34 protein-coding genes and 2 tRNA genes are annotated in these 23,226 nt (G+C 64.4%); 21 read left to right on the top strand and 15 right to left on the bottom strand.

The window, feature by feature from the left end; translation table 11 throughout:
* Positions 1-296 precede the first annotated feature (296 nt).
* The 4 genes from ACZK4H_RS04450 to ACZK4H_RS04435 form a co-directional block, all read right to left on the bottom strand.
* A complete protein-coding gene (locus ACZK4H_RS04450; protein ID WP_099603935.1) occupies positions 297-2,711 on the bottom strand; it encodes a DUF5906 domain-containing protein in 2,415 nt (804 codons plus the stop codon).
* Positions 2,712-3,118: 407 nt separating this feature from the next.
* Entirely contained in the window at positions 3,119-3,469 is a 351-nt protein-coding gene (locus ACZK4H_RS04445) for a hypothetical protein (RefSeq protein ID WP_241898472.1), read from the bottom strand.
* Positions 3,470-3,645: 176 nt separating this feature from the next.
* Positions 3,646-3,873 carry a hypothetical protein gene (locus ACZK4H_RS04440; RefSeq protein ID WP_143570817.1) on the bottom strand — a complete coding sequence of 76 codons (228 nt, stop codon included), beginning with the start codon at positions 3,871-3,873 and terminating at the stop codon, positions 3,646-3,648.
* 100 nt (positions 3,874-3,973) lie between these two features.
* Complete coding sequence (locus tag ACZK4H_RS04435) at positions 3,974-4,240, bottom strand: hypothetical protein (RefSeq protein ID WP_143570816.1); 267 nt, start codon at positions 4,238-4,240, stop codon at positions 3,974-3,976.
* A 137-nt stretch (positions 4,241-4,377) separates the two neighbouring features.
* Between ACZK4H_RS04435 and ACZK4H_RS04430 the strand changes: the two genes are divergently transcribed.
* The gene (locus ACZK4H_RS04430; RefSeq protein WP_099603938.1) at positions 4,378-4,911 is read left to right on the top strand and encodes a hypothetical protein; all 534 of its coding nucleotides are present in this window, start codon (positions 4,378-4,380) and stop codon (positions 4,909-4,911) included.
* A 316-nt stretch (positions 4,912-5,227) separates the two neighbouring features.
* Here the strand turns inward: ACZK4H_RS04430 and ACZK4H_RS04425 are convergent, their stop codons facing one another.
* Complete coding sequence (locus ACZK4H_RS04425) at positions 5,228-5,521, bottom strand: hypothetical protein (protein WP_099603939.1); 294 nt, start codon at positions 5,519-5,521, stop codon at positions 5,228-5,230.
* Positions 5,522-5,803: 282 nt separating this feature from the next.
* On the opposite strand from ACZK4H_RS04425, the gene ACZK4H_RS04420 reads away from it, so the two are divergent.
* The 15 genes from ACZK4H_RS04420 (at position 5,804) to ACZK4H_RS04350 (ending at position 12,699) form a co-directional block, all read left to right on the top strand.
* The gene (locus ACZK4H_RS04420; protein ID WP_099603940.1) at positions 5,804-6,028 is read left to right on the top strand and encodes a hypothetical protein; all 225 of its coding nucleotides are present in this window, start codon (positions 5,804-5,806) and stop codon (positions 6,026-6,028) included.
* A complete protein-coding gene (locus ACZK4H_RS04415) occupies positions 6,025-6,273 on the top strand; it encodes a hypothetical protein (protein ID WP_099603941.1) in 249 nt (82 codons plus the stop codon). Before ACZK4H_RS04420 ends, ACZK4H_RS04415 begins: the two co-directional genes overlap by 4 nt.
* Positions 6,270-6,419: a hypothetical protein gene (locus ACZK4H_RS04410; RefSeq protein WP_199157847.1), complete on the top strand. Its 150-nt coding sequence runs from the start codon at positions 6,270-6,272 to the stop codon at positions 6,417-6,419. The genes ACZK4H_RS04415 and ACZK4H_RS04410 overlap by 4 nt, the downstream gene beginning before the upstream one ends.
* 74 nt (positions 6,420-6,493) lie before the next feature.
* Entirely contained in the window at positions 6,494-6,742 is a 249-nt protein-coding gene (locus ACZK4H_RS04405) for a hypothetical protein (protein WP_241898471.1), read from the top strand.
* 15 nt (positions 6,743-6,757) lie between these two features.
* Positions 6,758-7,030, top strand: a complete 273-nt coding sequence (locus tag ACZK4H_RS04400; RefSeq protein ID WP_099603943.1) for a hypothetical protein — start codon at positions 6,758-6,760, stop codon at positions 7,028-7,030.
* Positions 7,027-7,353 carry a hypothetical protein gene (locus ACZK4H_RS04395; protein ID WP_099603944.1) on the top strand — a complete coding sequence of 109 codons (327 nt, stop codon included), beginning with the start codon at positions 7,027-7,029 and terminating at the stop codon, positions 7,351-7,353. The genes ACZK4H_RS04400 and ACZK4H_RS04395 overlap by 4 nt, the downstream gene beginning before the upstream one ends.
* Positions 7,350-7,589, top strand: coding sequence for a hypothetical protein (locus ACZK4H_RS04390; protein ID WP_099603945.1), 240 nt, complete (start codon positions 7,350-7,352; stop codon positions 7,587-7,589). The genes ACZK4H_RS04395 and ACZK4H_RS04390 overlap by 4 nt, the downstream gene beginning before the upstream one ends.
* On the top strand, positions 7,586-8,074 hold the full coding sequence (locus tag ACZK4H_RS04385) for a hypothetical protein (RefSeq protein ID WP_099603946.1): 489 nt from the start codon (positions 7,586-7,588) through the stop codon (positions 8,072-8,074). Before ACZK4H_RS04390 ends, ACZK4H_RS04385 begins: the two co-directional genes overlap by 4 nt.
* Positions 8,075-8,081: 7 nt before the next feature.
* Complete coding sequence (locus tag ACZK4H_RS04380; protein WP_099603947.1) at positions 8,082-8,474, top strand: hypothetical protein; 393 nt, start codon at positions 8,082-8,084, stop codon at positions 8,472-8,474.
* Positions 8,471-9,169 (top strand): hypothetical protein, encoded by a 699-nt coding sequence (locus ACZK4H_RS04375; RefSeq protein ID WP_099603948.1) that lies wholly within the window; start codon positions 8,471-8,473, stop codon positions 9,167-9,169. The genes ACZK4H_RS04380 and ACZK4H_RS04375 overlap by 4 nt, the downstream gene beginning before the upstream one ends.
* Positions 9,162-11,099: a DNA cytosine methyltransferase gene (locus tag ACZK4H_RS04370; RefSeq protein ID WP_099603949.1), complete on the top strand. Its 1,938-nt coding sequence runs from the start codon at positions 9,162-9,164 to the stop codon at positions 11,097-11,099. The genes ACZK4H_RS04375 and ACZK4H_RS04370 overlap by 8 nt, the downstream gene beginning before the upstream one ends.
* The gene (locus tag ACZK4H_RS04365; protein WP_099603950.1) at positions 11,099-11,338 is read left to right on the top strand and encodes a leucine zipper domain-containing protein; all 240 of its coding nucleotides are present in this window, start codon (positions 11,099-11,101) and stop codon (positions 11,336-11,338) included. Before ACZK4H_RS04370 ends, ACZK4H_RS04365 begins: the two co-directional genes overlap by 1 nt.
* Entirely contained in the window at positions 11,335-12,219 is an 885-nt protein-coding gene (locus ACZK4H_RS04360; protein ID WP_099603951.1) for a hypothetical protein, read from the top strand. Before ACZK4H_RS04365 ends, ACZK4H_RS04360 begins: the two co-directional genes overlap by 4 nt.
* On the top strand, positions 12,216-12,449 hold the full coding sequence (locus tag ACZK4H_RS04355; RefSeq protein ID WP_099603952.1) for a hypothetical protein: 234 nt from the start codon (positions 12,216-12,218) through the stop codon (positions 12,447-12,449). Before ACZK4H_RS04360 ends, ACZK4H_RS04355 begins: the two co-directional genes overlap by 4 nt.
* On the top strand, positions 12,442-12,699 hold the full coding sequence (locus ACZK4H_RS04350) for a hypothetical protein (RefSeq protein WP_099603953.1): 258 nt from the start codon (positions 12,442-12,444) through the stop codon (positions 12,697-12,699). The genes ACZK4H_RS04355 and ACZK4H_RS04350 overlap by 8 nt, the downstream gene beginning before the upstream one ends.
* Positions 12,700-12,721: 22 nt before the next feature.
* On the opposite strand, the gene ACZK4H_RS04345 is transcribed toward ACZK4H_RS04350, so the two are convergent.
* On the bottom strand, positions 12,722-13,471 hold the full coding sequence (locus ACZK4H_RS04345) for a hypothetical protein (protein WP_143570814.1): 750 nt from the start codon (positions 13,469-13,471) through the stop codon (positions 12,722-12,724).
* 64 nt (positions 13,472-13,535) lie between these two features.
* On the opposite strand from ACZK4H_RS04345, the gene ACZK4H_RS04340 reads away from it, so the two are divergent.
* The 3 genes from ACZK4H_RS04340 (at position 13,536) to ACZK4H_RS04330 (ending at position 15,401) form a co-directional block, all read left to right on the top strand.
* Positions 13,536-13,760, top strand: coding sequence for a hypothetical protein (locus ACZK4H_RS04340; protein WP_099603955.1), 225 nt, complete (start codon positions 13,536-13,538; stop codon positions 13,758-13,760).
* Between the two features lie 168 nt (positions 13,761-13,928).
* Positions 13,929-14,150, top strand: coding sequence for a hypothetical protein (locus ACZK4H_RS04335; RefSeq protein WP_099603957.1), 222 nt, complete (start codon positions 13,929-13,931; stop codon positions 14,148-14,150).
* Positions 14,151-14,168: 18 nt separating this feature from the next.
* A complete protein-coding gene (locus tag ACZK4H_RS04330) occupies positions 14,169-15,401 on the top strand; it encodes a site-specific integrase (RefSeq protein ID WP_241898470.1) in 1,233 nt (410 codons plus the stop codon).
* 52 nt (positions 15,402-15,453) lie between these two features.
* Here the strand turns inward: ACZK4H_RS04330 and ACZK4H_RS04325 are convergent, their stop codons facing one another.
* The 4 genes from ACZK4H_RS04325 to ACZK4H_RS04310 all read right to left on the bottom strand — a co-directional run bounded on the left by ACZK4H_RS04325 (position 15,454) and on the right by ACZK4H_RS04310 (position 17,098).
* Positions 15,454-15,957, bottom strand: a complete 504-nt coding sequence (locus tag ACZK4H_RS04325; protein ID WP_099603958.1) for a hypothetical protein — start codon at positions 15,955-15,957, stop codon at positions 15,454-15,456.
* 192 nt (positions 15,958-16,149) lie between these two features.
* On the bottom strand, positions 16,150-16,779 hold the full coding sequence (locus ACZK4H_RS04320; RefSeq protein ID WP_049460341.1) for a hypothetical protein: 630 nt from the start codon (positions 16,777-16,779) through the stop codon (positions 16,150-16,152).
* Positions 16,780-16,905: 126 nt separating this feature from the next.
* Positions 16,906-16,982: transfer RNA gene (locus tag ACZK4H_RS04315), tRNA-Arg, on the bottom strand.
* Positions 16,983-17,021: 39 nt separating this feature from the next.
* Positions 17,022-17,098 (bottom strand) — tRNA-Pro (locus ACZK4H_RS04310).
* A gap of 180 nt (positions 17,099-17,278) precedes the next feature.
* Here ACZK4H_RS04310 and ACZK4H_RS04305 point away from each other — a divergent pair.
* Both ACZK4H_RS04305 and ACZK4H_RS04300 read left to right on the top strand, forming a co-directional pair.
* Entirely contained in the window at positions 17,279-18,037 is a 759-nt protein-coding gene (locus tag ACZK4H_RS04305) for a Bax inhibitor-1/YccA family protein (protein ID WP_099551257.1), read from the top strand.
* Positions 18,038-18,106: 69 nt separating this feature from the next.
* Positions 18,107-18,727: a flavin reductase family protein gene (locus ACZK4H_RS04300; RefSeq protein ID WP_099551258.1), complete on the top strand. Its 621-nt coding sequence runs from the start codon at positions 18,107-18,109 to the stop codon at positions 18,725-18,727.
* 3 nt (positions 18,728-18,730) lie between these two features.
* Here the strand turns inward: ACZK4H_RS04300 and ACZK4H_RS04295 are convergent, their stop codons facing one another.
* The 5 genes from ACZK4H_RS04295 to ACZK4H_RS04275 form a co-directional block, all read right to left on the bottom strand.
* The gene (locus tag ACZK4H_RS04295; protein WP_099551259.1) at positions 18,731-19,492 is read right to left on the bottom strand and encodes a sulfite exporter TauE/SafE family protein; all 762 of its coding nucleotides are present in this window, start codon (positions 19,490-19,492) and stop codon (positions 18,731-18,733) included.
* 25 nt (positions 19,493-19,517) lie between these two features.
* On the bottom strand, positions 19,518-20,426 hold the full coding sequence (locus tag ACZK4H_RS04290; protein ID WP_099551260.1) for a LysR family transcriptional regulator: 909 nt from the start codon (positions 20,424-20,426) through the stop codon (positions 19,518-19,520).
* A gap of 54 nt (positions 20,427-20,480) precedes the next feature.
* Positions 20,481-21,224, bottom strand: a complete 744-nt coding sequence (locus ACZK4H_RS04285; RefSeq protein WP_099551261.1) for a cysteine hydrolase family protein — start codon at positions 21,222-21,224, stop codon at positions 20,481-20,483.
* A 161-nt stretch (positions 21,225-21,385) separates the two neighbouring features.
* The gene (locus ACZK4H_RS04280; RefSeq protein WP_143567562.1) at positions 21,386-21,667 is read right to left on the bottom strand and encodes a hypothetical protein; all 282 of its coding nucleotides are present in this window, start codon (positions 21,665-21,667) and stop codon (positions 21,386-21,388) included.
* Positions 21,668-21,933: 266 nt separating this feature from the next.
* On the bottom strand, positions 21,934-22,938 hold the full coding sequence (locus ACZK4H_RS04275) for an isocitrate dehydrogenase (RefSeq protein ID WP_099551263.1): 1,005 nt from the start codon (positions 22,936-22,938) through the stop codon (positions 21,934-21,936).
* Positions 22,939-23,226: the final 288 nt, after the last annotated feature.

Raw genomic sequence — 23,226 nt, 5'->3', positions numbered from 1 at the left:
TTGCGCGCGCGCGAGCATGTGCGGGCTGTGCGGCGGCGTGTGCGGGACGCGACGAGCCCCAGATGGCTGTGGCACAAGGCGTGTGCGGCGTGTGCGGGATGTGCGGCCACCTACATACGCACGCGAGGCACATCCTGATGTGGCAGTTGGATACCCGTTCGCGCCCGCGCACGCCCATGTAGGCCGTCGCCCGCACGTCCCGCACACGCCTACTGCTGCAAGCGATTCACAGCAATTCAGTGCCCGCACATCTGCCCGCACATCCCGCACACACCGCACATTGATGGGCATAGTGATCACGCGCGCCCCTTGTAGTCGGAGAACATGCGACGGAACGACACGACCTGGTCACCCAGCCATGCCGCCTCTGTCTTGCCGTCTGGCACGGTGCAGTTGCCGAGCATTAGGAAGCCGTGAGGCCCGTTCACGCTCTGCTCGATCTGGTAGCGCTTCCGCGCTCTGTCGGGGTGGATGATCTGGCGCTTGCGCACCAGCGCATTGATGAACTTTGGCGAAGGTGCCGGGCGCGGCAAGCCCTCACGCGCGCACCAGGCCTTGTAGACCTCGTACCACTCTTTCGACAGCGCTGGCATGGGCTTTAACCCCGGGATGTCATCGCCGTAGAGCTCGTCCAGGAATCGCTGCGGGCTGTCTTGGCTCAGGCCAATCAGCTCCTCTTTCGCCTGGGTCATCGGTGGGTTGGTGCCATTGGTGAAGCCGGTCAGATCCACCTGCAACAAGTAGTGGTGCAGCGCAGCCGTGGCGCCATTGCGGATTTCGGCCAGCACCTCGGTGTAGAACTCTTGACTGAGCTTGTCCGGCGTCCAGATCACTGCGTGGCGCCGGTCATCCTCCTCCAGCACGACAGGCATCGCCTCGTTGGAGAGGAACACCAGGTTCGCGTGGTTGTCCTCCTCGTAGGCCTGGATGTTCTTCGGGTTGATGCGGATGCGGTCGCCAGTGATCAGCGCCTTGAGCTTGTTCTTGAGGTGGTACACCTCGGTGCGTGCAACTACCTCATCGGCCAGCAGGAACAGCTTACGGCTTGCCCAGTCATTGAACTTGTCTTCCAGCGCCGCCTGGTCAAGCACGCGACCGTAGTCACCGTAGAGCTTCATGTACTCATCGAAGAACATGTTCTTACCGGTACCCTGCGGACCATGAATGACGATGGTCGATTTCATCTTGGCGCCAGGATGCTGCAGCGGGTACGCAAGCCACTTGACCACCCAGTCGTACAGCGCCTTCTGGTTGGCCTCGTTTCCGCACATGTGCCAGAGCAGCTGCAACAGCCGGTCGCAGTTGCCCTCCTGCGGTACGGTCGGCCACCCGGCGAAGAGATTGCAGGTCACCCCAGGTTTCTCGCACGACGGGTCAAAGTCCACTTCCCGCACACGTACGATGGACCGATCCGAGTGCTCCATCCATGCTCGATGCAGTTCCTTGCGCACACAGGCATCGCGCATGTCGCCCAGGGCAACTAGCATGTGTTCTTTGTGGTCGAACACCGTGCCGCCTTGCCCATAGACCAGCGCGAAGCGCTCGAGAAGCTCGGTTAGCGAATGGATGGGGGCCAAGCGATCATTCCCCTCGCCCCCGTCGTTGGTGATGGAAGGCGCGCGTTTTTCTGCAGGCACCCGCCATGAAAGCTCCGTGAGACGGGCTTCGACCTGCGCCCGCACGACATGCAGGCCCTCTTGTGCGTGCAGATCGTTGAAGTCGCTGACCTTACGGCCGTTGTCGATGAAGCGCTCACGCCTGGCCGGCTCGTCGGCGAAGACCGGGTGCAGCACCGCGCCGCCCACGTCTAGCGCAGCGGCCTCTGCACCGAGCAGGCCGGCATTCGACGCGCCGTGCGGCTGCGCGCACGATGGGCAGAACTGCGGATGGTCGGCCAGCACCAGGCGACTCTTGCAGTGCCTGCACTTCTGCAGTACGTCGTCGTCGGCGCACAGCAGCATCTTGATGCTGCGATAGCGCTTTGCCAGGGCCGATGCGACGGCCAGCATGTTGCCAGCATCGAAAGCCACGGCAACCGGGTAGCCCGTCGCCATGTGCAGCGTGGCCGCAGTGGCATAGCCCTCGGCCACCAGCAAGATCCACTGCGGGCTTCCGCCGATTAGGTGGAAGTGGCCCTTCTTGACCATGCCTGCCGGCCAGTATTCCTTGGCCGGCTTGCGCCCTGCGGCCGCCAGCTTGGCGCTGCGCAGTACCTGCAGGCCATGCACTTGGCCGTTGACGTCCAGCAGCGGGACAAGTGCGGCACCAGTAGTGCCATAACGCAGGCCGAAGCCCTGCACGCCCTTGCTGACCAGGTAGTCAGCATCGCCGACTGCATTCGCCTTGGCCCAGGCCGACGACGCCCGCTCGGCCGCACGCTTCGCTTGGGTCTGCCGGGCGGACTCCGCCTTGCGACGATCCTCGGCCAGGCGGTTGCGCAGCGCTTCGCGCTGTTCATCGGAGAAGGTCTTGTCGCGCTTACGCAGATCGACCTTGGTCGCGCCGTTTTCGTTGCCGTGCCAGACGCCGTAGGTGCCGACGACCAGCACTTCCCCGGCCGAGGTGTTCAGTTCGTGGAGCGCGTACCAGCCCCGGCGCTCGCGTGAACCTTCGACGCGGCACCGGACCATGCGCCCGGTGGTGTCCAGTTCGGTGACCAGCAGGCCAGCAGACTGCAGCTGCTGCAGCACATCCCCATAGTTTTCAGACATTCAGTAGTTTCCCGAGCCGCTATGTACCCAGGAAATGCGCGTCTGATTACCCGCGTCCGAAGTGCCCAGGAAGGACCCATCGCTGGTATCGAGAATCGCTCTCGATTCCAGGGCGGATTCAGTGGAGTGGGTAGCACGCGGCCTTTCACAAGCCACCCGGGGGGATGGGGCCGATTCAATGCTTGCTTGATACATCTGGGTTCCCCAAAGGCAGGCAGTGCTGCCGGTTGTCTTGCTGCTCTTGTCGCCGGCGGATGCGCTCGCGCTCCGCCAATGCTTCGTCGCCCACCAAGCCTGGCACCGCATCGGTCAACGCGAGTGCTGCAAGCTCCATTGCTTGCCGCGCGGAAGCGCTGGCTGGACCACGCCATCGATACTTAGATCGAGGGGCGTGATGAATCGCCACGTCAGTCCTCAGCTCCCTGCAAACCAGCAGCCCGGCATGCATTGCGCTCCAGACGGAAGCAAAGCGTGCGTACCTCGCGGGAAAGGTCTTGGATGCGATCAGCCTCGGGAACAGTCAGTCGACGATCCGCCAGAGCGTCGATGCCGGCGCCAGCCAGCTGACCAGTCAACTTGTGCAACTCCAGCAGCTTTGCCTGGATTGCAGCCAGTTCATCCGGCCAACCGTTTGCGGGCGGCGCTGGCACGTAATCCACCATCAAGCCAAACTGCCCAGCCAGCGAGCACACCCAGTCAGTCGCCATCGCCTGGGTGCCAACGAAGCGCTGCAGATACTCGGTGAGGATCTCGGCCATCTCCATCGATATGGACTCACCCTCGATCCCACGAAGCTTCTTCCGCAACGTCTCGGTAGTGATTGACTTCCCACGGCGTTTACTGATGTGGGCAGCCGCGTCGTGCACTCCACCCGGAGCGCACGAAACTGCGTTGTTCAAGGCGTCCCGCCAGTGAAGATCAGAGCGAAGGCAGGTCATGCGCTCTCCCCCTGAAATGCCGCGCATTTCATCGTTCCGCGCTCGGCAGTGCGGCGATCAACATTGCTGCCATGCCAGAGATCATCACGTTCCCTCAGCGCATGCGCTTTCAGGCCATCCGATCCTTCGACGTTCGCACCGGGGCAGGCGGGGTTGTTGCCATCCTGTGGGCGCCGCGGCACTCCCAGCGCAAGCACGGCAATCATCGCCAGGAGGACCACCATCACCCCGCTCTTGCGGATCTGCTGCCGGGTCCGGAACAGGCGGTAGCGCTGGTGGCCGCGCACCCAGCCATAGCGACCTATGAAGAGGACTAGCGCTGGGTCACGGGCTGGCACTGGCTACCCCCAGCGAACCGCTGACGCGCTTGAAGTAGCCGACGATGGCGCCACCAGCATCACGCTCCCAGCGCACGTCCGGTATCAGCTCGTCGGCGGTTACTCTGCCCCCGAGGGTAGCGGCCCGGTTCGCGGCATCCTGGTTCTCGGCCATCGCCGAGGCGACCGCCCTCTCGATGGCGATCGCCACCTCCTCGGTCACACCGTTCTTTCGCCAGTGATAGACGTAGCCAGTCGCAGGCTTCCCGGTCACACGCCGCGCCAGCTCACTCTGGGTCCCACAGATCGCGATAGCCCGTTGCAGAGGGGTCATGAAATGCCAGTTCACAAGAATTCTTGCGATAAACTAGCGCAATCTTTCTTGCGAATCAACAGTGCAAGATTGCTTGCATGTTGATCGGTGAAATCACACGGGGCCTGATGGAGGCCCACGGACTTGGCGTTGAGGCTCTGGCAGCCCGCGTCCGCGCTGCGGGCGCGCCCAACGTGAAGTACCAGCACATCCAGCAGCTGCTAGACACTCCAACACGCCGCCCCAGGTACATGGTGGAGCTGGCACGCGCGTTCGGCATGACGGTCGAGCAGTTCCTTGGCTGGCACAAGGATGAGCCACTGAATGCGCTCTCAACACCCCGAACTGCGCAGTCTCAAACCGTGCAACTCGACGCCCCTACGCTTGCCGCGTCGTACCAACTTGTCCGCTTGGCCTGTCTTGCTCTTGGATCGCCGTTCGATCCAGAGGATGCCAGCGACGCCTCGATTGTCATCTTGGCTCACAGCTATCTGACTGCCCGGCAGGAGAAGACAGTCACGCCGGACAACGTGGTCGACTTTACCGCGCACCTGCGGAAGCGCCAGATTTCAAAGGGGGTTGATCATGAAGGAAGCGGCAGCACTGGAAGCTCTCGCGCAGGCACTCGCTAACAAGGTCCGGCAGCAAGCACGGCCGCCCGACGCAAGATGCCTGCGCCAGTGCCACGCAAATGAGCCAAGCGACGCTACGGCCTTTGCATACATTCGACGGATTCGCATGCTTTGCGACGCATTCCAGCTCGCCTGGCTTGTCGACCAACACCTGGTTCTGAGACAGCGCCTTAGCGACCTATCAACGACAGAGCTGCGCGCATTGCTCTGCGAAATGGAAGAAGCGAGGGAAGCCATCATGGAGGGCTTCCCTCTCGAACAAACCGGGCTCATCAAGAACATGGCCGCAGTTTTGCCGCGCCCTTGATTGCTGCTCTTACGGCCTAAGCCCATCACGCTCGCGAATGAAGTCCTGCAGCGTCTGCGGCTCACCATCATCTCTGGACGTGGCTACTCCTGCCACGTCCTCCGGTTCAATGCCCTGATCTCGCAGAAGCTGCCTAGCGAGCAATCGGTTGTTCCTGCGCTGCTCCTCAATGAGCACCCGCAAAAGAGGTTTGATGCCGAACACGGCCAATGGCATAAGCAGCCCCATGACGGCCAAAGCAAGCACGGCCAGCGCCACGAGCCACACACCCAGAGCACCCAGCGTGCTGAAGAACACTTCCATACACCTCCCCTCCCTCCTTAGAAGGTCCGGAGGTTAGCACCCGTTGCCCCGTTCAGCTTCGACCCAAGTAGCCCGAAAGTTGGGGGCTCCGGGCGACATCGCGCTCCGTCGCAAGTTTTCTTGTTGACGGCCACGCAAGTTTGTTTGTAGAGTCCGCCCTGCCAGCTGTGCAGCTGGCGGGCGACCGGCGGGTCGCCACCCTGCCGGCCCCTCCCGTGACCGGCGGTAGCCGCCCCCTCGGCCACTGACCCGCCGGCGCCCTCCTTCGAACAGGAGCGCGCCATGTCTCATCGCTACGCCGATACAAGCCCCTGCCTGCTGCCGCTGTTGGCCGTGAAGGCCCTGCGGGCCGTGGCAGCACGCGATCACAGCACCGCCCGGACCCTGTGGGCTCGCAGCAAGGGCGAACACAGCCGCAACCAACTCCGTCGCTCCCGGCGCATGGGCGTCGCAAGCCTCCGTCTGGAAGCCTGCTCGCGCGATATGTCTGCGGAGGTGCGGGCATGAGCGCGTCTGCAGCGAAGAACCACCACCTGTGGTGCTTCAACTGTGATGAGCACAGCCCAGGCGCCACAAGCACGGACGACTGCGAGGATCTCGCCGGGCGCGAGGGCTGGGTGCTTGGGATCGACATCGACGGCGGCGGTGGAGCGCAGTACGCATGCGCCGACTGCGCCGAACTCCTGGATGAAGCGCTTCCTGTCAAAAGCCTGCGGGCAATGCGGCAAGAGATTGGCGGAGGCGCAGCATGAGCCGCCGTGTCCGACTCGCCTGGGCAGCCGTCGTGGTGTTGGCTGCGGTTGTCGTGCCGCTGCGCATCGCCGAGATCCACCAGGCGCACGCAGACCGCGATGCGGCCAAAGCGCGCTGGGCGCTCAGCACTTCGGTGAGGGGCTAACCATGCGACAGACCGCTCGCCCGCTTCCAGACTCAGTCCCCCTCTGCGCACCCGGCCATCGACCGCAAATCGTCGTGACCGAAGGCGCTCCGGCCGGACACCGCCTGGGCGCGCCTTGCCCACCGCTGCTGCACATCGAATGCCATAGGTGTGGTCTCGCGACCCGTCCGGTACCGATGGAAAAAGCCGCGTTGGCCGAGCTGCGCTGGACCGATCCGAGCCTGGCACACCTGCGCATACCGATCTCCCTGCTCGCCCGCCATCGGGGCGAGGTCTTGACAGAGATCGCCGCCGCCTCCCCTTCCACGCCCATCGCTGCCTGACCAGGAGAACTGCCCATGGCCGCTCCACTGAAGCCGAAGGAAAAAGCCGCGTTGCTCGCAGCGCATGGCGCTTCCGACTTCACCCTCCACCGCACCGCCAACGGGTTCGCGCCCCGCAACCGTCCCGAGAAGCTGTTCACGCGCCGCGTTATGAACTGGCTGGATGAGCGCGTGCTGATCAGGTACGACGACCCGCAGCTGCCGCGCAAGGCCACCTTGACCGCCACTGGCATCGCTGCCGCCGAGGCCGAGATCGCCAAGGCACGCGACCTGGCACTCACGGCATGAGCATGCAGACCGCTCTGCCTGTGGAGCAGCAATTCGCCACCGGCCATCAAGGCGAGTTGCTCGTCCTCATGGTGTGCCAGGGCTGGCTATGGGCCGGTCTTTACACCGCCGCCCCCCGCGAGTCGCTCCTCAAGGTCGCCGCCAGCGCCAGCCGGAGCGTGGGGGTATCGCACCACTCGATCACCCTCGGCGGCGTCACGTTTTCCCTCAACCGCCTTGCCGCACAGGCCGCGCACCGCTGGCTCGACCGCCAGGGCGTGCGCGTTCGGTCGACCTCCCCCATCAACCGCGCTACGCACCGCACGCGAGGAATCCCGGCATGAGCCGCTCTGTTGTGATCTATAGGCCGCACCTGTGCGGCAAGAACGCCAACGCGCAGGAGCTGCGCGAACACTTCGGCCTGCAGGCCGTGATTGAAGACTGGGATGGGCACAGCAGCTATCCGTTGGACAACACGCTGGTCCTGACCGAGAACCCCGACGCTGTCGCCGACAGCTCATCCAGGGTGATGCATCACGGCTGGGCCATGCGCGAACTACTTGCGGAGGCCCGCGCATGAGCGCTCGCCCACAGCAAACCGGCCGCGCTGCCGAGGTGCGTCGGGTCCTGTCTATGTTCCCGCAAGGCGCCACGGTCGCGCAGATCAAGACCGCTGGCCGTATCAATGGCACCCACCAGGCCATCGGCCACACGCTGAAGGGACTGGCGCGCAGCGGACAGGCGATCTGCCACCGTTCCGGCGTGCGTGGCATCTGGCGCCTCTCCAGCCACACGCAACATGCGATCGCCCCGCTGCGCGCTGCACCTGTCCGGGTGAAGCCGACCTACACGCCCGGTCCACTTACAGGGGTCAGTGACGCGGCGACCACGGTCCGACACAGGGAACTCGACCGGCAGCAGCTGGCCGACGACCTGGAGGCCTTCCTCGCAGCGGGTGGGCACATCGAGGTGCTGGGGCACACCCCAATTCGCCCGCTGATGAGCCGTCACGCCGCCAACCACGGCAGCTATGCAGAGCGCATGGCAGCCCATGACATCGACTGAGGCTCGCATGAGCAGCGAATCGCACACAGCTACCGTCATCGAGCCCGGCAGGCCCGGTAGCACCTATTCGGACGGCCCGGCATGGCATGCATTCGGCGTGAGCCGCGCCGCCTACCACGTAGTGCCGCGCCGCACCCTGCAGTCGATGCCGGTCGAGTGGCAGGCGCGCTTTGTCGCGCTGATGGAAGAGGCACGCGAAGCCCTACCTGATGAGGCATTCCCTGAGTACCAGGTGATTCGCATCGAAGGCGGCAAGTTCGCATCGGACCCCAACCGCCGCTATCGCCACGCCGCGCCCTTCCCCCTTCGCCCCGCTGGCGCCGTGCAGGCGTCCCAGGTAGCGCCGCTCGCTGGCGCGGTCATCAACACCGACACCCAATTCGAGCAGGCCCGCCGATGAACGAAAAACTTACCACTCTTCCCACGAACTGCCCCGTTCTGCGTGACGCATTCGATACGATCAGCGCGATCGCTGTCGAGGCTGTGTGGCTCCCCAACCAGGCGAAGGCCATCACCCTCGGCCAGGCCCAGACCGCGCTGCGTGATCTGCATCACCGCCTCCCGCGCTTGCAGGATCTGCGCGTGTTCGAAGCCGCCGCGGCCGCCTATGTCTCGACCCTGCGCAGCAGCATGCAAGACGGCGACACGCCGCTCTGCGATACCACCCGGGCCCGGCTTGCGCAGGCGACCGAACTGCTTGAGCTGGTCAGGAGTCAGACACGCACCGTAGTCGATCCGGCAGACCCGTGGCGAGGTCTGTACCACCCAAGTCGCCTCCCAGCGCGCAATGCCGACGGCGAGATCCTGTGCCATCCGGACGTGCCGGCGTGGGCCGACGGTCGCGAGGTATCGCTGCGACCGTTGTTCCTTGCGCAGGGCTTCGACCTGGTCGTGGTTGAGGGCGAGTTCTCTGAGGAAGGCATCGGATCGGGTGTCTACAGCGCCACGCAGGAGCTGCACGATTGGAATCCGGAGGCACCCGGCGGTGACTGGCGTCTCGCGTGGCTGGGCGAGACCGAGGACGGCCCAGCCGCGTGGTTCGTGCGACCGCTGGCCCTCTCCGCAATGGCGTCGAAGGAGGCAGCACATGGCTGACGGCTCCGGCGGTTTCCGATTCCCCTTGCATGACCTGAAGTCGCGGCTGCGCGCGGACGAGATCACAGTTGATCTGTTCGCCGGCGGAGGTGGTGCCAGCCACGCGATGGAAACAGCACTGGCCCGAGCGGTGGACATTGCGATCAACCACAACCCCTGGGCTGTGGGACTGCACTCCGCCAATCACCCCTTTACTCGCCACCTGTGCCAGGACGTGTGGGAAGCAGACCCGCGCGTCGAGTGCGGCGGTCGCCCTGTGGGCGCACTACATGCCAGCCCGGACTGCACGCACTTCAGCCAGGCCAAGGGCGGTCAGCCGCGCAGCCGAGCAACCCGCTCGCTTTCGTGGGTTGTGCCCCGGTGGGCCGGCACAGTGCGTCCGCGCATCATCACGCTGGAGAACGTCAAGCAAATCCTGAAGTGGGGCCCGCTGATCGCCAAGCGCGACAAGGCGACCGGCCGCGTGATCAAGCTGGACGGCACAGTCGCCGCTGCCGGCGAGCGCGTCCCGCTGGACCAGCAGTTCCTGATCCCAGACAAGAAGCGCGAGGGCAGCACCTGGCGTCGCTTCGTGGCTGTGCTGCGGACGCTCGGGTATCAGGTGGAGTGGCGTGTTCTGCGGGCTTGCGATTACGGCGCAGGTACGACGAGGGAGCGGCTCTACATGGTCGCCCGCTGCGATGGTGAGGCGATCGTCTGGCCCGAGCCGACCCACGGTCCTAACCGGGCACAGCCGCACGTGTCGGCGGCATCCAGTATCGACTGGTCCATTCCGTGCCCAAGCATCTTTGGCCGCAAGAAGCCGCTCGCGGACGCGACGCAGGCGCGCATCGCCCGAGGCATCAAGCGCTTCGTGCTGGATGCCGCTGAGCCGTTCATCGTCCACGCCACCCACGGCGGGGAACGTAGGCCGCACGGAATCGGTGAACCGATGCCGACCATCACTGCAGCCTACCGTGGCGAGATGATTATCGTGTCGCCCACGATCGTGCAGTGCGCGAACGCATCCGCCAACGGCGTCGCTACCGGAAGTGATCCGCTGGGCACCATCACCGCCTGGCCGCGCGGTGGTTCCCACGCCGTTGTGGCACCTGTGCTTGTGCAGTCGGGGTACGGCGAGAGGATCGGTCAGGCGCCTCGCAGTCTCGACATCGATAAGCCATTGGGCACTGTGGTCGCGGGAGGCACCAAGCACGCGCTGGCCGCTGCAAGCTTAGTGAAGTTCCGGGGCAGCAGTGATGGCGCGGACGCCGGCCAGCCGATGCCGACCATCACCAGCGGCGCTGGCGCGGCGCGGCCGGCCGGTGCCGCCCATGCCATGGGGGTCATGGCAGCGTTTCTGGAACAGGCCAACGGCGGGTTCTACCAGGGCGCCGGCAGTGCCGCCGATGAGCACTTGCCGACCATCTGCGCCAACGGGAGCCACCAGCGCCTCACGACCGCGAATCTGGTTACGCTGCGCAGGAACCTGGACGGCCAGACAACGACTGATCCGCTCAGCACCATTTGCGCTGGTGCAACTCACCACGGGGTGATCCAGTGCGTCTTGAGCCCTGAGCAGGAAGCCGGCGCACTGCGCGTTGCCGCGTTCCTGATGCGTTACTACGGCGCTGGCGGACAGCACGGGGAACTAAACGAGCCGCTGGCGACCATCACCACGAAGGACCGGCTGGCGCTGGTCACGGTGCATCTGAGCGGCGTGCCGTATGTGATCGTGGATATCGGGCTGCGCATGCTCAAGCCGCATGAGTTGTTCCGCGCTCAAGGCTTCCCGGCCAGCTACATCATCGATCGCACGCAAGATGGCCGACAGGTCAGCAATAGCCGCGCGGTTGCCATGGTTGGCAACAGCGTGAGCCCGCCGCCGCTGGTCGCCATCTTGGAAGCGAACGTAGGCGCAGCTGTGCAACCGCAGCTGGAGGCAGCCTGATGGACCCGACGCTGAGCGAGCGGCACCACCGATACCGCGTTAAGGCTGGCAGAACAAAGGCCGCGCTTTACGCCCGCGTGGTCGAGAACAAGCGCTACACGATGCGCCAGATCGCCAACGAACTAGGCGTGTCGATGACTACTGCAGACACGCGGGTGAAGCGTGGCCCCTATCCCCTTACCTGGGAATCGCTGCGCCTGGCGCGCCCTCCCGCCAACAGCAAGGACATGCAGGCATGAGCAACGACAACAAGACCCTGGCGGACGTGCAGCCCGGTGGGATGGTGAGGCTGGGGGGTTTGCTGCCGGAAGACGTGGCCCAAGCCCTCGCTGCAGTGAACGAAGTAGCCAACGATGCTCGGCACGCTGGCAACTACAGGGTGGCGAATGCACTGGTCACCGCACGCGTCACCCTGAGCAAGCAGCTGCTCGCCCTCTCCGCCCAGTCCTCCCCGGGTGGTCAGGGTGTCGGCGTGTCCATCAGCGACGACGACCGCGCAGTGCTGCAGCGCCTGCAGGATGTGCTACCGACCGCAGGGATCAATGGCTGGGCCAAAGGCGTCGAGGTGCTGGAGCGCCTGCTGCGCGACTCCCTCGCCGCCCGCCAGCCGGTGGGGAAGCCGATAGCGTTCGACTACCCCATGTTCAACGCGGTAGGCATCGCCTGCGTCCTTGAAGATCGAGGCGTGCATTTCCTCTCTGAGGCGGCGCGATACGGCTTCGATGAAGCGCTGGATCAGATGAAGGCCATCCTCGAATCCATCGGCCCGCTCTACACCGCCCCGCCCGCGCAGGCCGTGGACCTGGGAACCGGCATCAAGGCGATCGCTTCTGAGCGTGAGCGACAGCTGTGCATGGAAGGCTTCTCCAGAGATTCCGACCAGCAGTATCGCGAAGGCGAACTGGCCAGGGCTGCGACCGCTTACGTGCAGTTGGCTGCCATGGATCTCCAAGTGGGAAGCCGTAAGCACATTGCCTCGCAGGAACCGCCGTTCTTCTGGCCGTGGGCACCGGAGTGGTGGAAGCCGGTCGACGCACGCCACGACCTGGTGCGCGCTGGCGCCCTGATCGCCGCGCAGATCGACCTGATCGACAGCCATGCGGCAGGAGGCCAGCCGTGACTGATGCAGTCAAGCACGCAAAGGCCGCAGCCAAGGCGGAGGCGTATCTGTATGTGTGGGCGGCTGTCGTGCAGTTGCTTGAAGGCCCCACTTCGCCCGACCGCGACATGAGGGCTATCAAGCCCATCAACCGCGTGATCGCAATCGCCAAGAAGGAGCAGCAACGGCTCTTGGCGAAGTACGACGGCGAGCTTTCCAAGATCGACAGCCAGGCGGTGGGCAATGGCTGATCCCAAGTACATCGCCAGTGGCGACCTGTACGAAGCGAACGCAGCGCTCTGCGAGTTTGCGGAGCGCTGGAGCATGGATGGCGACTACATGCGCTGCCGGATCTGCCAGCGGCCACAGCTGACCAGCTACGCACGATACCCGTTCCCGCACGATGCCGGCTGCTTGGGCGCCCAAGCCCATGAGGCACGTCCGTGGATCACGTTTGTGCAGCTGCTGGCTCCGCTCAGCAAGGCGGTAGGCAATGGCTAAGTTACGTACTGGAGTGAGCCGTCTACCGATCAGGATCGAACGCTGTGGCGGCGCGTGCAGTCACAACATCAGCCAAGCCGAGGCGCTCCATAGCTGCTGCACAGGCCAGTTGCACGACTGCAAGATCTGTGCGGATCAGTGGAAGCAGAAACTCCAGGGCTTCATACACCGTGGCCAGATCCTCGGCAGACGCGTCGTCAGGCAGAACGCTGTAGCCTTCTTGTGCAATGGACATGAGTCCTGTTGCACGCAACAGGCAGCCGGCGACCTTTCGGTCCAGGTAATGCAAGCGGTCTCGGGCCGCTCCAGTCATTGGGAATTTAAGCCGATCAAGATCTGCGAAGAGCGGGTTCCGGTAGCTGCTGTCTGCCAAGAAGAGCTGCTTACCGACTCCGCCGCCTATCAGAATCCTAATCGCGTTGCTGATGAGCCCAGAAGCGACTCCTACCTCTCCAGTGATCTGAGCAAGGACCAAAAGCTCTTCGGTTTCCTCCCGGTACTCTCGGCGGACCGATTCACTGGCGTTACGGCTTGCCTCTCCTGCAGCGATGCGCGTTGCCTCTGCACTAGCGTCGTTCGCAGTAACTCCGAGCTTCCACACGGCGAAGGCCGAGGCAGTTGTAACGCCTATGCCAATCCAAGAGACAACCAGGGCCGCAATAGCGATGCCGGCCGCACTTCCACCAAACAGCGCTGCCCAGGCGTCCCACCACACAACGCAATCGCCCTCACCCGGTGGCCAACATGTACTGAGGCCATTCCACCAGCTCATTCCCTGATTCCCCTGTGGACTGCCGGGGATTCTGCCATGGCAGGCGTCTCGATGGAGCCCATCCATGGCTGACCAGCTGCTCACCGTGAGTCCCATTCGCGCAGTGGTGAACGCGAAGTTCATCGCGAGCCCCGGAGTGTCCGTGCTTGACGGCCGCTTCCAGTGTGAACTGGATTGCGGCCACATCGTCATCCGCCCCGGGGAGCACGTGCGTGGAACCAGGTTCTCTATTCGGGCGCCCCGCAGTGCCCCGTGCAACCAATGCAAGAAGGAGCCCGCCAATGGCTGAGCGAAACCCGTACGGCCGCACTGGCAACGATATGGATCTGCCCGAGGGCAAGAACTGCGGCGACTGCGTGCATTGCCGGCGCTGCACCGCCATGTTCGGCCACATCCCTGCAGACGAAAGCTGTGACTGGTCGCCGTCTCGATTCCGGGCGGGCGAAGGAGCCACGCCTTGATCGGCGAGATCCTCCAATTCCGCGACCTGCAGGAACTCTGCCAGCCCGGGAAGCGCCCGCGACTGGCGACGGTCGAGCGCTGGGCGCGCGACCGCCGCATCCGCTTTCAGTACGACGCCTGCGGCGGAATCTGGACCACCACGACAGCATTGAACGAGGCCCTCGGCCTGACTGCACCCGCCAGCAATGGCGACACCTATTCCACCGACCTGCTCTAACGGAAACAGCGACGAAACATGGCACGTCCCCGCAAGGTTCCATCGAACCTCCCCAAGCACATCGACTACGGCAAGGTTCCTCAAGGAATCTACTGGGACGGGACCGGCCGTGGGCGCTGGTATGTGCGCGATCAACACCCGGAGGGATTCGGGAGCAAGTGCAAGACCGTCGCTGGCCCGGCCGCACGCCTATCGGACCTGCATGCGATCGCCGAAGCTCGCGCGGGCGAGGCACAGAGAGGCACCGTCGCCTACGTCATCGATCAGCACGCCAAGAGCCTCGCGTTCTCCCAGCTCGGGGCAACCACGCAGCAGCACTATCGAGACTACGCGAAGGCGATCAAGGTGTTCCCGCTAAAGAACGGGAGCAAGCTGGGGGATGCCGTCGTGGACCGCCTGTCACCCGGGTTCATCCGTCGGCTGATCGACATCATTGCCCAAGGCCGGCCGGGCACAAAGCCTGGTGATGCATCCGTTCCCGGCTACCCGACCAAGGCGAACCACTGGCTCAGCTACCTGCGCCGCGTCTTTGGCTGGGCGCGCGAGCATGACCATGTGGCCACCAACCCTGCCGCCGGCATCAAGAAGGTCAAGGAGAAGCGCGATCACCGCATGCCCGAGCGCGACGTGTTCCGCCGGGTCCAGGACTACGCACGCCGATGCAGCGAGCGTGGCGCGCGCGAGAAAGGAGCGCTGCCGGTCTACCTATGGGCGGCCATGGAACTAGCCTATCAGGCACGCTTGCGCGGCATCGAAGTTCGAACGCTGACCGATCACCACGTTGAGGGAGAGGTTCTCCAGACCAACCGACGAAAAGGCAGTCGCGATAACCTGGTGCGCAAGGGTGAGCAGACTGAGGTCGCGATCCAGGTTTTGCAGAATCGCCGCGCCGCCATCTGGGCCAAGCGCGGCATCACTCAATTCAATGCCCCACTAGCGTCCAAGATGCGGCCGCTGTTCGTCAGCGAGGACGGGGAAATGCTCACCGCCCATGGCTGGCACACCGCCTGGGGCCGACTGATGCGGAATGCGGTGAGGGAAAAAGTAATTGCGGCGGACGAACGCTTCGCCCTACACGGACTGAAGCATCGAGGCGTTACCGACACTGATGGCAACAAGAAGGAGGCTAGTGGCCACAAGACTGATGCAATGCTCCACGTCTATGACCACTCTCTACCTGTAGTAGAAGAGTCGTCCAGCGGTGCTGCAATGGAGAAACTATCGACCAAGCCATTGAGGCGCCCCCCTTAAGGGATAGGGACAGGACGGCGCATACGACCGTCCTTCCCATGCGCCATCTAACTTAGCGAAGTCCCACTGCCCAACCTGGCAACTCGCGCGACTGCGGGATGCCTCGGTCACGTCGCCGGGTAGCTCGCAATGACTTTGCAAGACTTGCGTCTCGCTCCAACAGCCACCGACCGTCTACGTCAGTAAGCCGTTCGGCGCCGCTACCGCGGATGGATAGCACCGACACCATGCGATCTCTGAAAAACTGAGCTTCGTTAACGTCGCGTTCGATAACCAGCTCGCGATCGCGCAAGGCTCTAAGCCTTGCACTAACTGCAGCCAATTCAGCAGTCCAAGCAGCCAGCTCATTCTCTGAATCGTGCTCCTGTCTAGCACGAACCTGGGCATCAGCCAACGCTGACTTATCGCGGATAGCCCGCATTTCTGCAAGCATCGACTCCGACTTCGTGACAGCAGCTTCAAGCTCTGCATCCATCCGACGCTTCGCCTTGCCGCTGACAATGCCTACGCCGAAGGCTGCCAAGACAGTGATTACGGAAAGGATGGTTGTCAGCATATGATCATGGTATCCGACGAGCGATGTCTTTTAACACTGCGAGCTGTTCATCTTGGATGTGAGCGATCATCCGGTTCAGTGTCCGAAGCTCAGGTGAACCACCTCTCCATTCGCGGATATGCTTCACAAGCTCGTTAACCACGACCCCTGCGGCAGCGAACGCGGAGGCTGCCTGAACGACTTCCGCCAAGGTCATGCATTCGCTCCCCTGATGGCGGCGAGCTCCCTTTCCACTTTGTCGGCCGAGTGGATCAGACTATTAGCGATAGCTCGAATTTCTCCACTGCTCATGTTGAGCGAGATGGACTGGTCATTGTTGCCACCATCAAGGTAATTGATGGTGACGCTAACGCCCGTGAAGGGCTCCCCGTCCAGATGGAATGTGACGATGCTCTTGGTTTCGACGCTCGCGATAGTGTTCCCGAAAGTGAAAGCCTCGCGCTCGCGTTCCTCTGCCCGCAGCTGGGGCTCCGGCACTAGGATCGCGGCCAACGCCTCCCGATGGCGCGGGTCGAAATCGGCTTTGCCTGCCAATTCAGTAAGGTCATCTACGAACTCGAGCGGGTCGCCGCCCTCCGCCAATCGGCCCGTGAGGAATCGGAACATGACCGCCATGCGCTGAGCTTCGGCCTGAGTAGCCTCAAGCTTTGCAGCCGCATCAGTGAGGTTCTCCCCGTATAGCAAGCCCTGAACGGCTTCAATGCTAGCCTTCTTGGTGGCCGGCCATGCATCCGGTCCCAGCTCCAGGAACTTCTGAAGGTCCTCTCGGAACTCGACACTGCGTCGCAGTGATCCCTTGATGAAATGCGCCTTTTTCTCCATGGCTTTCCCCTGTTCAACCAACGCGTATCTTAGCCAGCCCCGTCGAGCTGTCCATTAGTTTTCAGGAGAATTTTCTGGAGAATTCGGTCACCAGAGCCGAAAAAATGGGTAAACCATTGATTTTAATGGCGCGCCCGACAGGAATCGAACCTGTAACCGCCGGCTTAGAAGGCCGGTGCTCTATCCAGTTGAGCTACGGGCGCCCGAACCGGAACGGCGTCCAATCCGACGTGATGTGGGATTGGTCGGGGTAGAGGGATTCGAACCCCCGACATCCTGCTCCCAAAGCAGGCGCGCTACCAGACTGCGCTATACCCCGGTCTTGCAATCCCCTCGGGCCAGGCCCGGGGAGCTGGTCATTGTGGCCAAGCGCATCATGAACTGTCAACGCGGGCGACCCGCATCCGAAGCCTGACACCGCACCACGTGCAACCATCGGCTATGCTCCCGGTCATCGGCCGGATGGCCGTCCAGCCCCTCATTCGCACGGAGAACACGCATGCGCAGCGGCAACCCGGCTCTTTCCGAGTCGACCTTCCTCGACCTCGCCAGTGGCTCGGTGGTAACCAGCCCCGACCAGGCCATGACGCTCAACGGCACCGTCAACAAGACCGGTTTCCTGCTGCTGCTGACAGTGTTGACGGCGGCCTTCGCCTGGAACCAGTCGATCGACGAGTACGACCAGGTCATGGACGCGGCCAGGCTGTACGCCATGGGCGGCGCGATCGGCGGCCTGGTGCTGGCACTGGTCACCGTCTTCAAGAAGGAATGGTCCCCGGTCACCGCACCGATGTACGCGCTGGTCGAGGGGCTTTTCCTCGGCGCCATCTCGGCCGTCTTCAACGCCAAGTTCCCGGGCATCGTGTTCCAGGCGGTGCTGCTGACCTTCGGCACCCTGTTCGCGCTGCTGATCGCCTACCGCAGCGGCGTGATCAAGGCCACCGAGAACTTCAAGATGGGTGTGGTCGCCGCCACCGGCGGCATCGCCCTGCTCTACCTGGCCTCGTTCGTGCTCGGCTTCTTCAACATCGATGTGCCGGTGATCCACGATTCCAGTTGGCTGGGCATTGCGTTCAGCCTGTTCGTGGTGGTCGTCGCCGCGCTGAACCTGGTGCTGGATTTCGACTTCATCGAAACCGGCGTGGCCCAGCGCGCACCGAAGTACATGGAGTGGTATGGCGCATTCGGCCTGATGGTGACCCTGGTCTGGCTGTATGTGGAGTTCCTGCGCCTGCTGTCGAAGATCCAGCAGCGCTGAACCCCATCTGGTCGTAAACGACAAGCCGTGGTCCGCGAGGATCACGGCTTTTTTTTGGAACCCTGCCCCATGTCCTGCACCTTCCACAGCTACCGCCCGGCAGACGGACACCGCCTTCCGCACGACCCGTTCAACGCCATCATCGGCCCACGCCCGATCGGCTGGATTTCCAGCTGCGACGCCGAAGGGACACTGAACCTGGCGCCGTACAGCTTCTTCAATGCGTTCAACTACACCCCGCCGATCATCGGCTTCTCCAGCCAGGGCCGCAAAGACTCGCTGCGCAACATCGAAGCGACCGGTGAGTTCGCCTGGAACCTGGCGACCTTCGACCTGGCCGAAGCAATGAACGAAAGCTGTCGTGGGGTCGGGCCGGAGGTCGACGAGTTCGCCCTGGCCGGGCTGACGCCACTGGCCTCCACACAGGTCGCGCCACCCCGCGTGGCACAGAGCCCGGTGAGCATGGAGTGCCGCTGCACCCAGATCGTGCGCCTGCGCGATGCCGCCGGGCAGGACACCAACGGCTGGCTGGTGCTGGGCGAAGTGGTCGCAGTGCACATCGACACCCGTTTGCTGGTCGACGGCATCTACGACACCGCTGCAGCGGCGCCTATCCTGCGCGGCGGCGGCCCCGCCGACTACTTCCGCATCGGCACCGAACAGCGCTTCCGCATGTTCCGCCCAGCCTGAGCCTCAGGCTGCCGGCGCACGCGCCAGCAGCGTCGGCAGCGACGAGGCCAGCAGCGCGATGCCGGATGCGGTCAGCAGACTCAGTACGATCTGCCGGAAGCGCGCCTCGCTGATACCGATGTAGACCCGCGCGCCCAGCAGGGTCGGCACCAGCATGGCCGGCGCCACGATGGCGAAGTACGGCAGCATCTGCCGCGTCACCAGGCCAGTTCCGACATAGGTGGCCATGGTCACCGCCAGCATGGCCAGGTTGAAGTTCTGGATGACCGCGCGCTGCTCGTCCTTGCCGAAGCCGCGCAGCGTGCTCCACAACGTCGGCACCGGGCCGGCGAAGCCACCGATGCCACTGAGCACGCCACCAGCCATACCGGCAATGGCATCACCCACGCGCCCTCCGACGGTGATCGGCGGCAACGAGCGCGCCATCAGCATCACCGGGCACCACAGCGCCAGGAAGCCGCCCAGCAAAGCCTTGAACCAGTCCATGTCCAGCTGCGGCAGCAGCATCACGCCCAGCGGAATGCCGGCCAGCCCACCCAGCACGAAAGGCAGCAGCAGGCGCGGATTGAAGCCGCGGCGCACGGTGAACACCGCCACCAGCTGGCCGACCAGCGCGCCGAACACCGACAGTGTGGCCGCCAGTCGCGGCTCCAGCCCCCATGCCCAGAACGACATCGCCACCATGCCGAAGGCGAAACCCGACAGCCCCTGCACGAATCCGGCGACGATCGCGCCGAGCGCGACCAGCAGGTACACCGATTCCATCACCACCTCGGTTGCAGCGGCGCGGCTACCCTGCCGCGCCCACCTGTGCAGCGTAGTGCGCCGCGAGGTGCTCGACCAGCGCACGCACCTTGGGGGCAAGCGCACGCGCATGTGGATACAGCGCGAAGTAGCGTCGCTGCCCCGCATGCCACGCTGGCAGCACACGGATCAATCGACCGGCGCGCAGATCTTCCTGCACCGTCAGCGCGGTGAACAGGCTGATGCCCATTCCCGCCAGCGCGGCGGCATACAGCGCTGGCGTGGCATCCACGCGCAGGCGCTGGCCAGCCTCGATGTTCATGCTGGCACCACGCGGCCCCTGCAGCTGCCAGGGCGGCATCGACGGCGTGGGACTGAAGCCCAGCAGGGCGTGCTGCGCAAGGTCGGCCGCCTGCCGCGGCAGGCCGTGCCGGGCCAGATAGGCTGGCGCGGCCACCAGTATGCGCGGGCAGCTGGCCAGTTCACGTGCGACCAGTTGGCTGTCCGGCAACGCATGCGCGATGCGCAGGGCCAGGTCGAACCCACCGCCCACGACATCGACCAGCTGATCATCGGCCGACAGATCCAGCGAGACCTGCGGGTAGCGCTGCAGGAACGACGGCAACCACTGTGGCAACTCCTGGCTGGCGACCACCTGCGGCACGCTGATGCGCACTGAGCCACCGGGCTGGGCCTGTCCTGCGCGCGCGCGGTCATCCGCCTCCTGCAGACGATCGAGCAGCGCGCCGGCCTCCTGGTAGTAATCGCGTCCGGCTTCGGTCAATGACAGCCGGCGGCTGTTGCGATCGAGCAGGCGCACCTGCAGATGGTCTTCCAGTTGCCGCAGCTGCCGAGACATCGCCGAGTGGGTCGTGCCCAGGCGTTCGGCCGCAGCAGTGAAGCCGCCTGCGTCGACGATGGCGCGTAGCGCACGCAGGGCAGCGAAATGATCCATCAGCGGGCAACTCCACCTGGCGGGGGCCCACGGCATGCGGGCCCTACCAGCTTATCAAGCGCCGTCGCCGGCCTTGCGCACCGGCAGCGCCAGGATTGCATCGGTACTCAGAACGTCACCAAAGGTATCCTCGATCTGCGCCAGCGAGGCCTCGTGCAGCGCGCGATGATCCATGCGCTGGCCGCCGGCCAGATCCAGATCGCGACTGGCCGTCGCATCGGACGACACGATCACCCGGTAGCCGCGCGGTGCGGCGGCAGCGTCACGGGCGGCGCCGGCCACGCAGGCATGGGTCTGCAGGCCGGTGACGATCAGCGTGTCGATGCCGGCGTCCTTCAGCACGGTGTCCAGCACGGCAGCCGAGGCGCCGGCGAACACGCTCACGTTGTCCTTCTGCACCACGGCCTCGCCCTGGCGCGGCAGCAGGCCGCGATGAAAGGCGGCGTTGACGCTGCCCTGCGCGAACAGCGGCGCGCCGGCCGGCAGCACATGCTGCACGTGGATCACGCGGATGCCGTTGGCATCGGCGAACTCGACCACCCGCTTCGCCTGGCGCAGCGCGGCTACGCCGTCAGGGATGACCATGCGGCCACCAGCAAAGCCGGGCGCGGCACTGGCGTCGAAGTATTCGTTCTGGAAGTCGATCACCAGAACCGCGGTCTTCGCGGCATCCAGCGAGGCCGCGACCGGCGCGCCGGCCATATGGCGGATGGTGGGATGGGCCGGTTCGGCAGCGGCGACCGGCGCAGCGGCGGCCATGCCGATCAGGCTGGCCAGGCCGAAGGCGGAAAGGTTCATGGGGCGTCTCCTGTGCGGTGGGAAGTGGGCACAGGATGCGGAGCGGAAGGCGCACGAACCAGCGGCTTCGTGGCACATGATCTGTGCGATTCACGCACAAATCGCTCTTGTAGAGTCGAGCCATGCTCGACTGTTCCCGCGTAGTCGAGCCATGCTCGACGCTACGAGGCCAGCTTGACCCCATTGAGCCGCACGACCATCGCGTGGTCACGCCCCAGCACCACTTCAGCGGTATTGCTGCCCGCGCGCGCGGCACCTGCAAGCCCCGCCGGATACTTCACCGGCACGCCTGCCAGCGTCTGCACATGCTGGGCCGGAGGGGATTTGCCCCTGACAACGAACGCCGCGCAGCTGCCTTCAAGCAGATACACCGGCAACCCTGCAGGAAACTCGATCAACTGCAGGACGCGCGCCTCGCTCACGCGCAGGCTGCGGAGGGGCACCCCATGCTTCCGCAGGTGACGCAGCGCACGCTGGGCCCGGGACCACGGCCAGTAGAAAGTGGCGTAGATGGCCACACCTATGGCATAGACGGCAACGGCCGCCACGACCCACACAGCCGCCTCAGGCATCTGAAAAAGTCCTGTTGATGAAAAGCCGCAGTTGAAAACGCAGACGGGCCGTACAAGGACGGCCCGTCTTCAACGATGGTTGCCCCGGCTGGACATCGCCTGAGACGATCTCCAGCTCCAGCCGGAACGCCAGCCGTTTACAGGCGGGTGGCGATGGCCTTGGCGAAGCTCATGGTGGTGCCGGTGCCGCCCAGGTCGCCGGTCAGCGAATCCTTGGCTTCCATGGTCGCCACGATGGCCTTGCGCAGGCGCTCGGCGTTTTCCGGCTGGCCGATATGGTCCAGCATCTGCGCCGCTGCCAGCAGCAGCGCGCACGGATTGGCCTTGCCCTGGCCGGCGATGTCCGGCGCGGTGCCGTGCACGGCTTCGAAGATCGCCGCGTCCTTGCCGATGTTGGCACCCGGGGCCAGGCCCAGGCCGCCCACCAGGCCGGCGCACAGGTCGGAGATGATGTCGCCGAACAGGTTGGTGGTAACGATCACGTCGAACTGTTCCGGACGCATCACCAGCTGCATGCAGCAGTTGTCGACGATCATTTCCTGGAACTCGATGTCCGGGTACTGCGCGGCCACTTCACGGGCGACATTCAGGAACAGGCCCGAGGTCGACTTGATGATGTTGGCCTTGTGTACGGCGGTGACCTTCTTGCGGCCGACGCTGCGGGCCAGCTCGAAGGCGTAGCGCACGATACGCTCGGAACCCTTGCGGGTGATGCGGGTGCCGGAGAAGGCGGTCTCGCCATCAGCCGACACTTCCTGGCCTTCGGCCAGGTACGCACCTTCGGTGTTCTCACGAACGGTGATCAGGTCGACGTTGTCGAAACGCGACTTGGTGTTCGGGAAGGTGTGGGCCGGACGCACGTTGGCGTACAGGTCGAAATGGCGGCGCAGGCTGACGTTGATCGAGGTGAAGCCACCACCGACGGGGGTGGTCAGCGGGCTCTTCAGCGCGACCTTGTTGCGCGCGATCGACTCCAGGGTCACCGCCGGCATCAGGTCGCCGTGCTTTTCCAGGGCCACCAGGCCGGCGTCGGCGTCTTCATACTCCAGGCCAGCGTTGAGCTGGTCGAGCACGAACAGGGTGGCGTCCATGATTTCCGGGCCAATGCCGTCGCCGCGGATGACCGTAATTTTCTGCGTCATTGATCGATGTTCCGAACAGGGGGAAAAACGCCGTCCGGACGTGCCCGGAAACGCCGGCGCAAAGGAAGTTTCACCCGCAATTATGCCTTAGCCGGGGGCGGCTACCCAAGTAGACGATGGTCCCGGCCCCGGCCAAGACATAATTGCCCGCGCATTCCTCCTCTACCCCCGCCTGTCGGCGCGCCCCTTCAACAAGAAGGGGCTCCTGGGCTGAGAGATAGCGGTAAAGGCCCCTGCGCGCGTCCGGTAGCGCCGGGCCATGCCCAGCGGCCGTTTGTTCAGGTATCC

This window comes from Stenotrophomonas sp. 78350_Sma (assembly GCF_056482105.1).
Note: the sequence above shows the minus strand (reverse complement) of the source record. Positions and strands in the feature narration are given on the sequence as shown.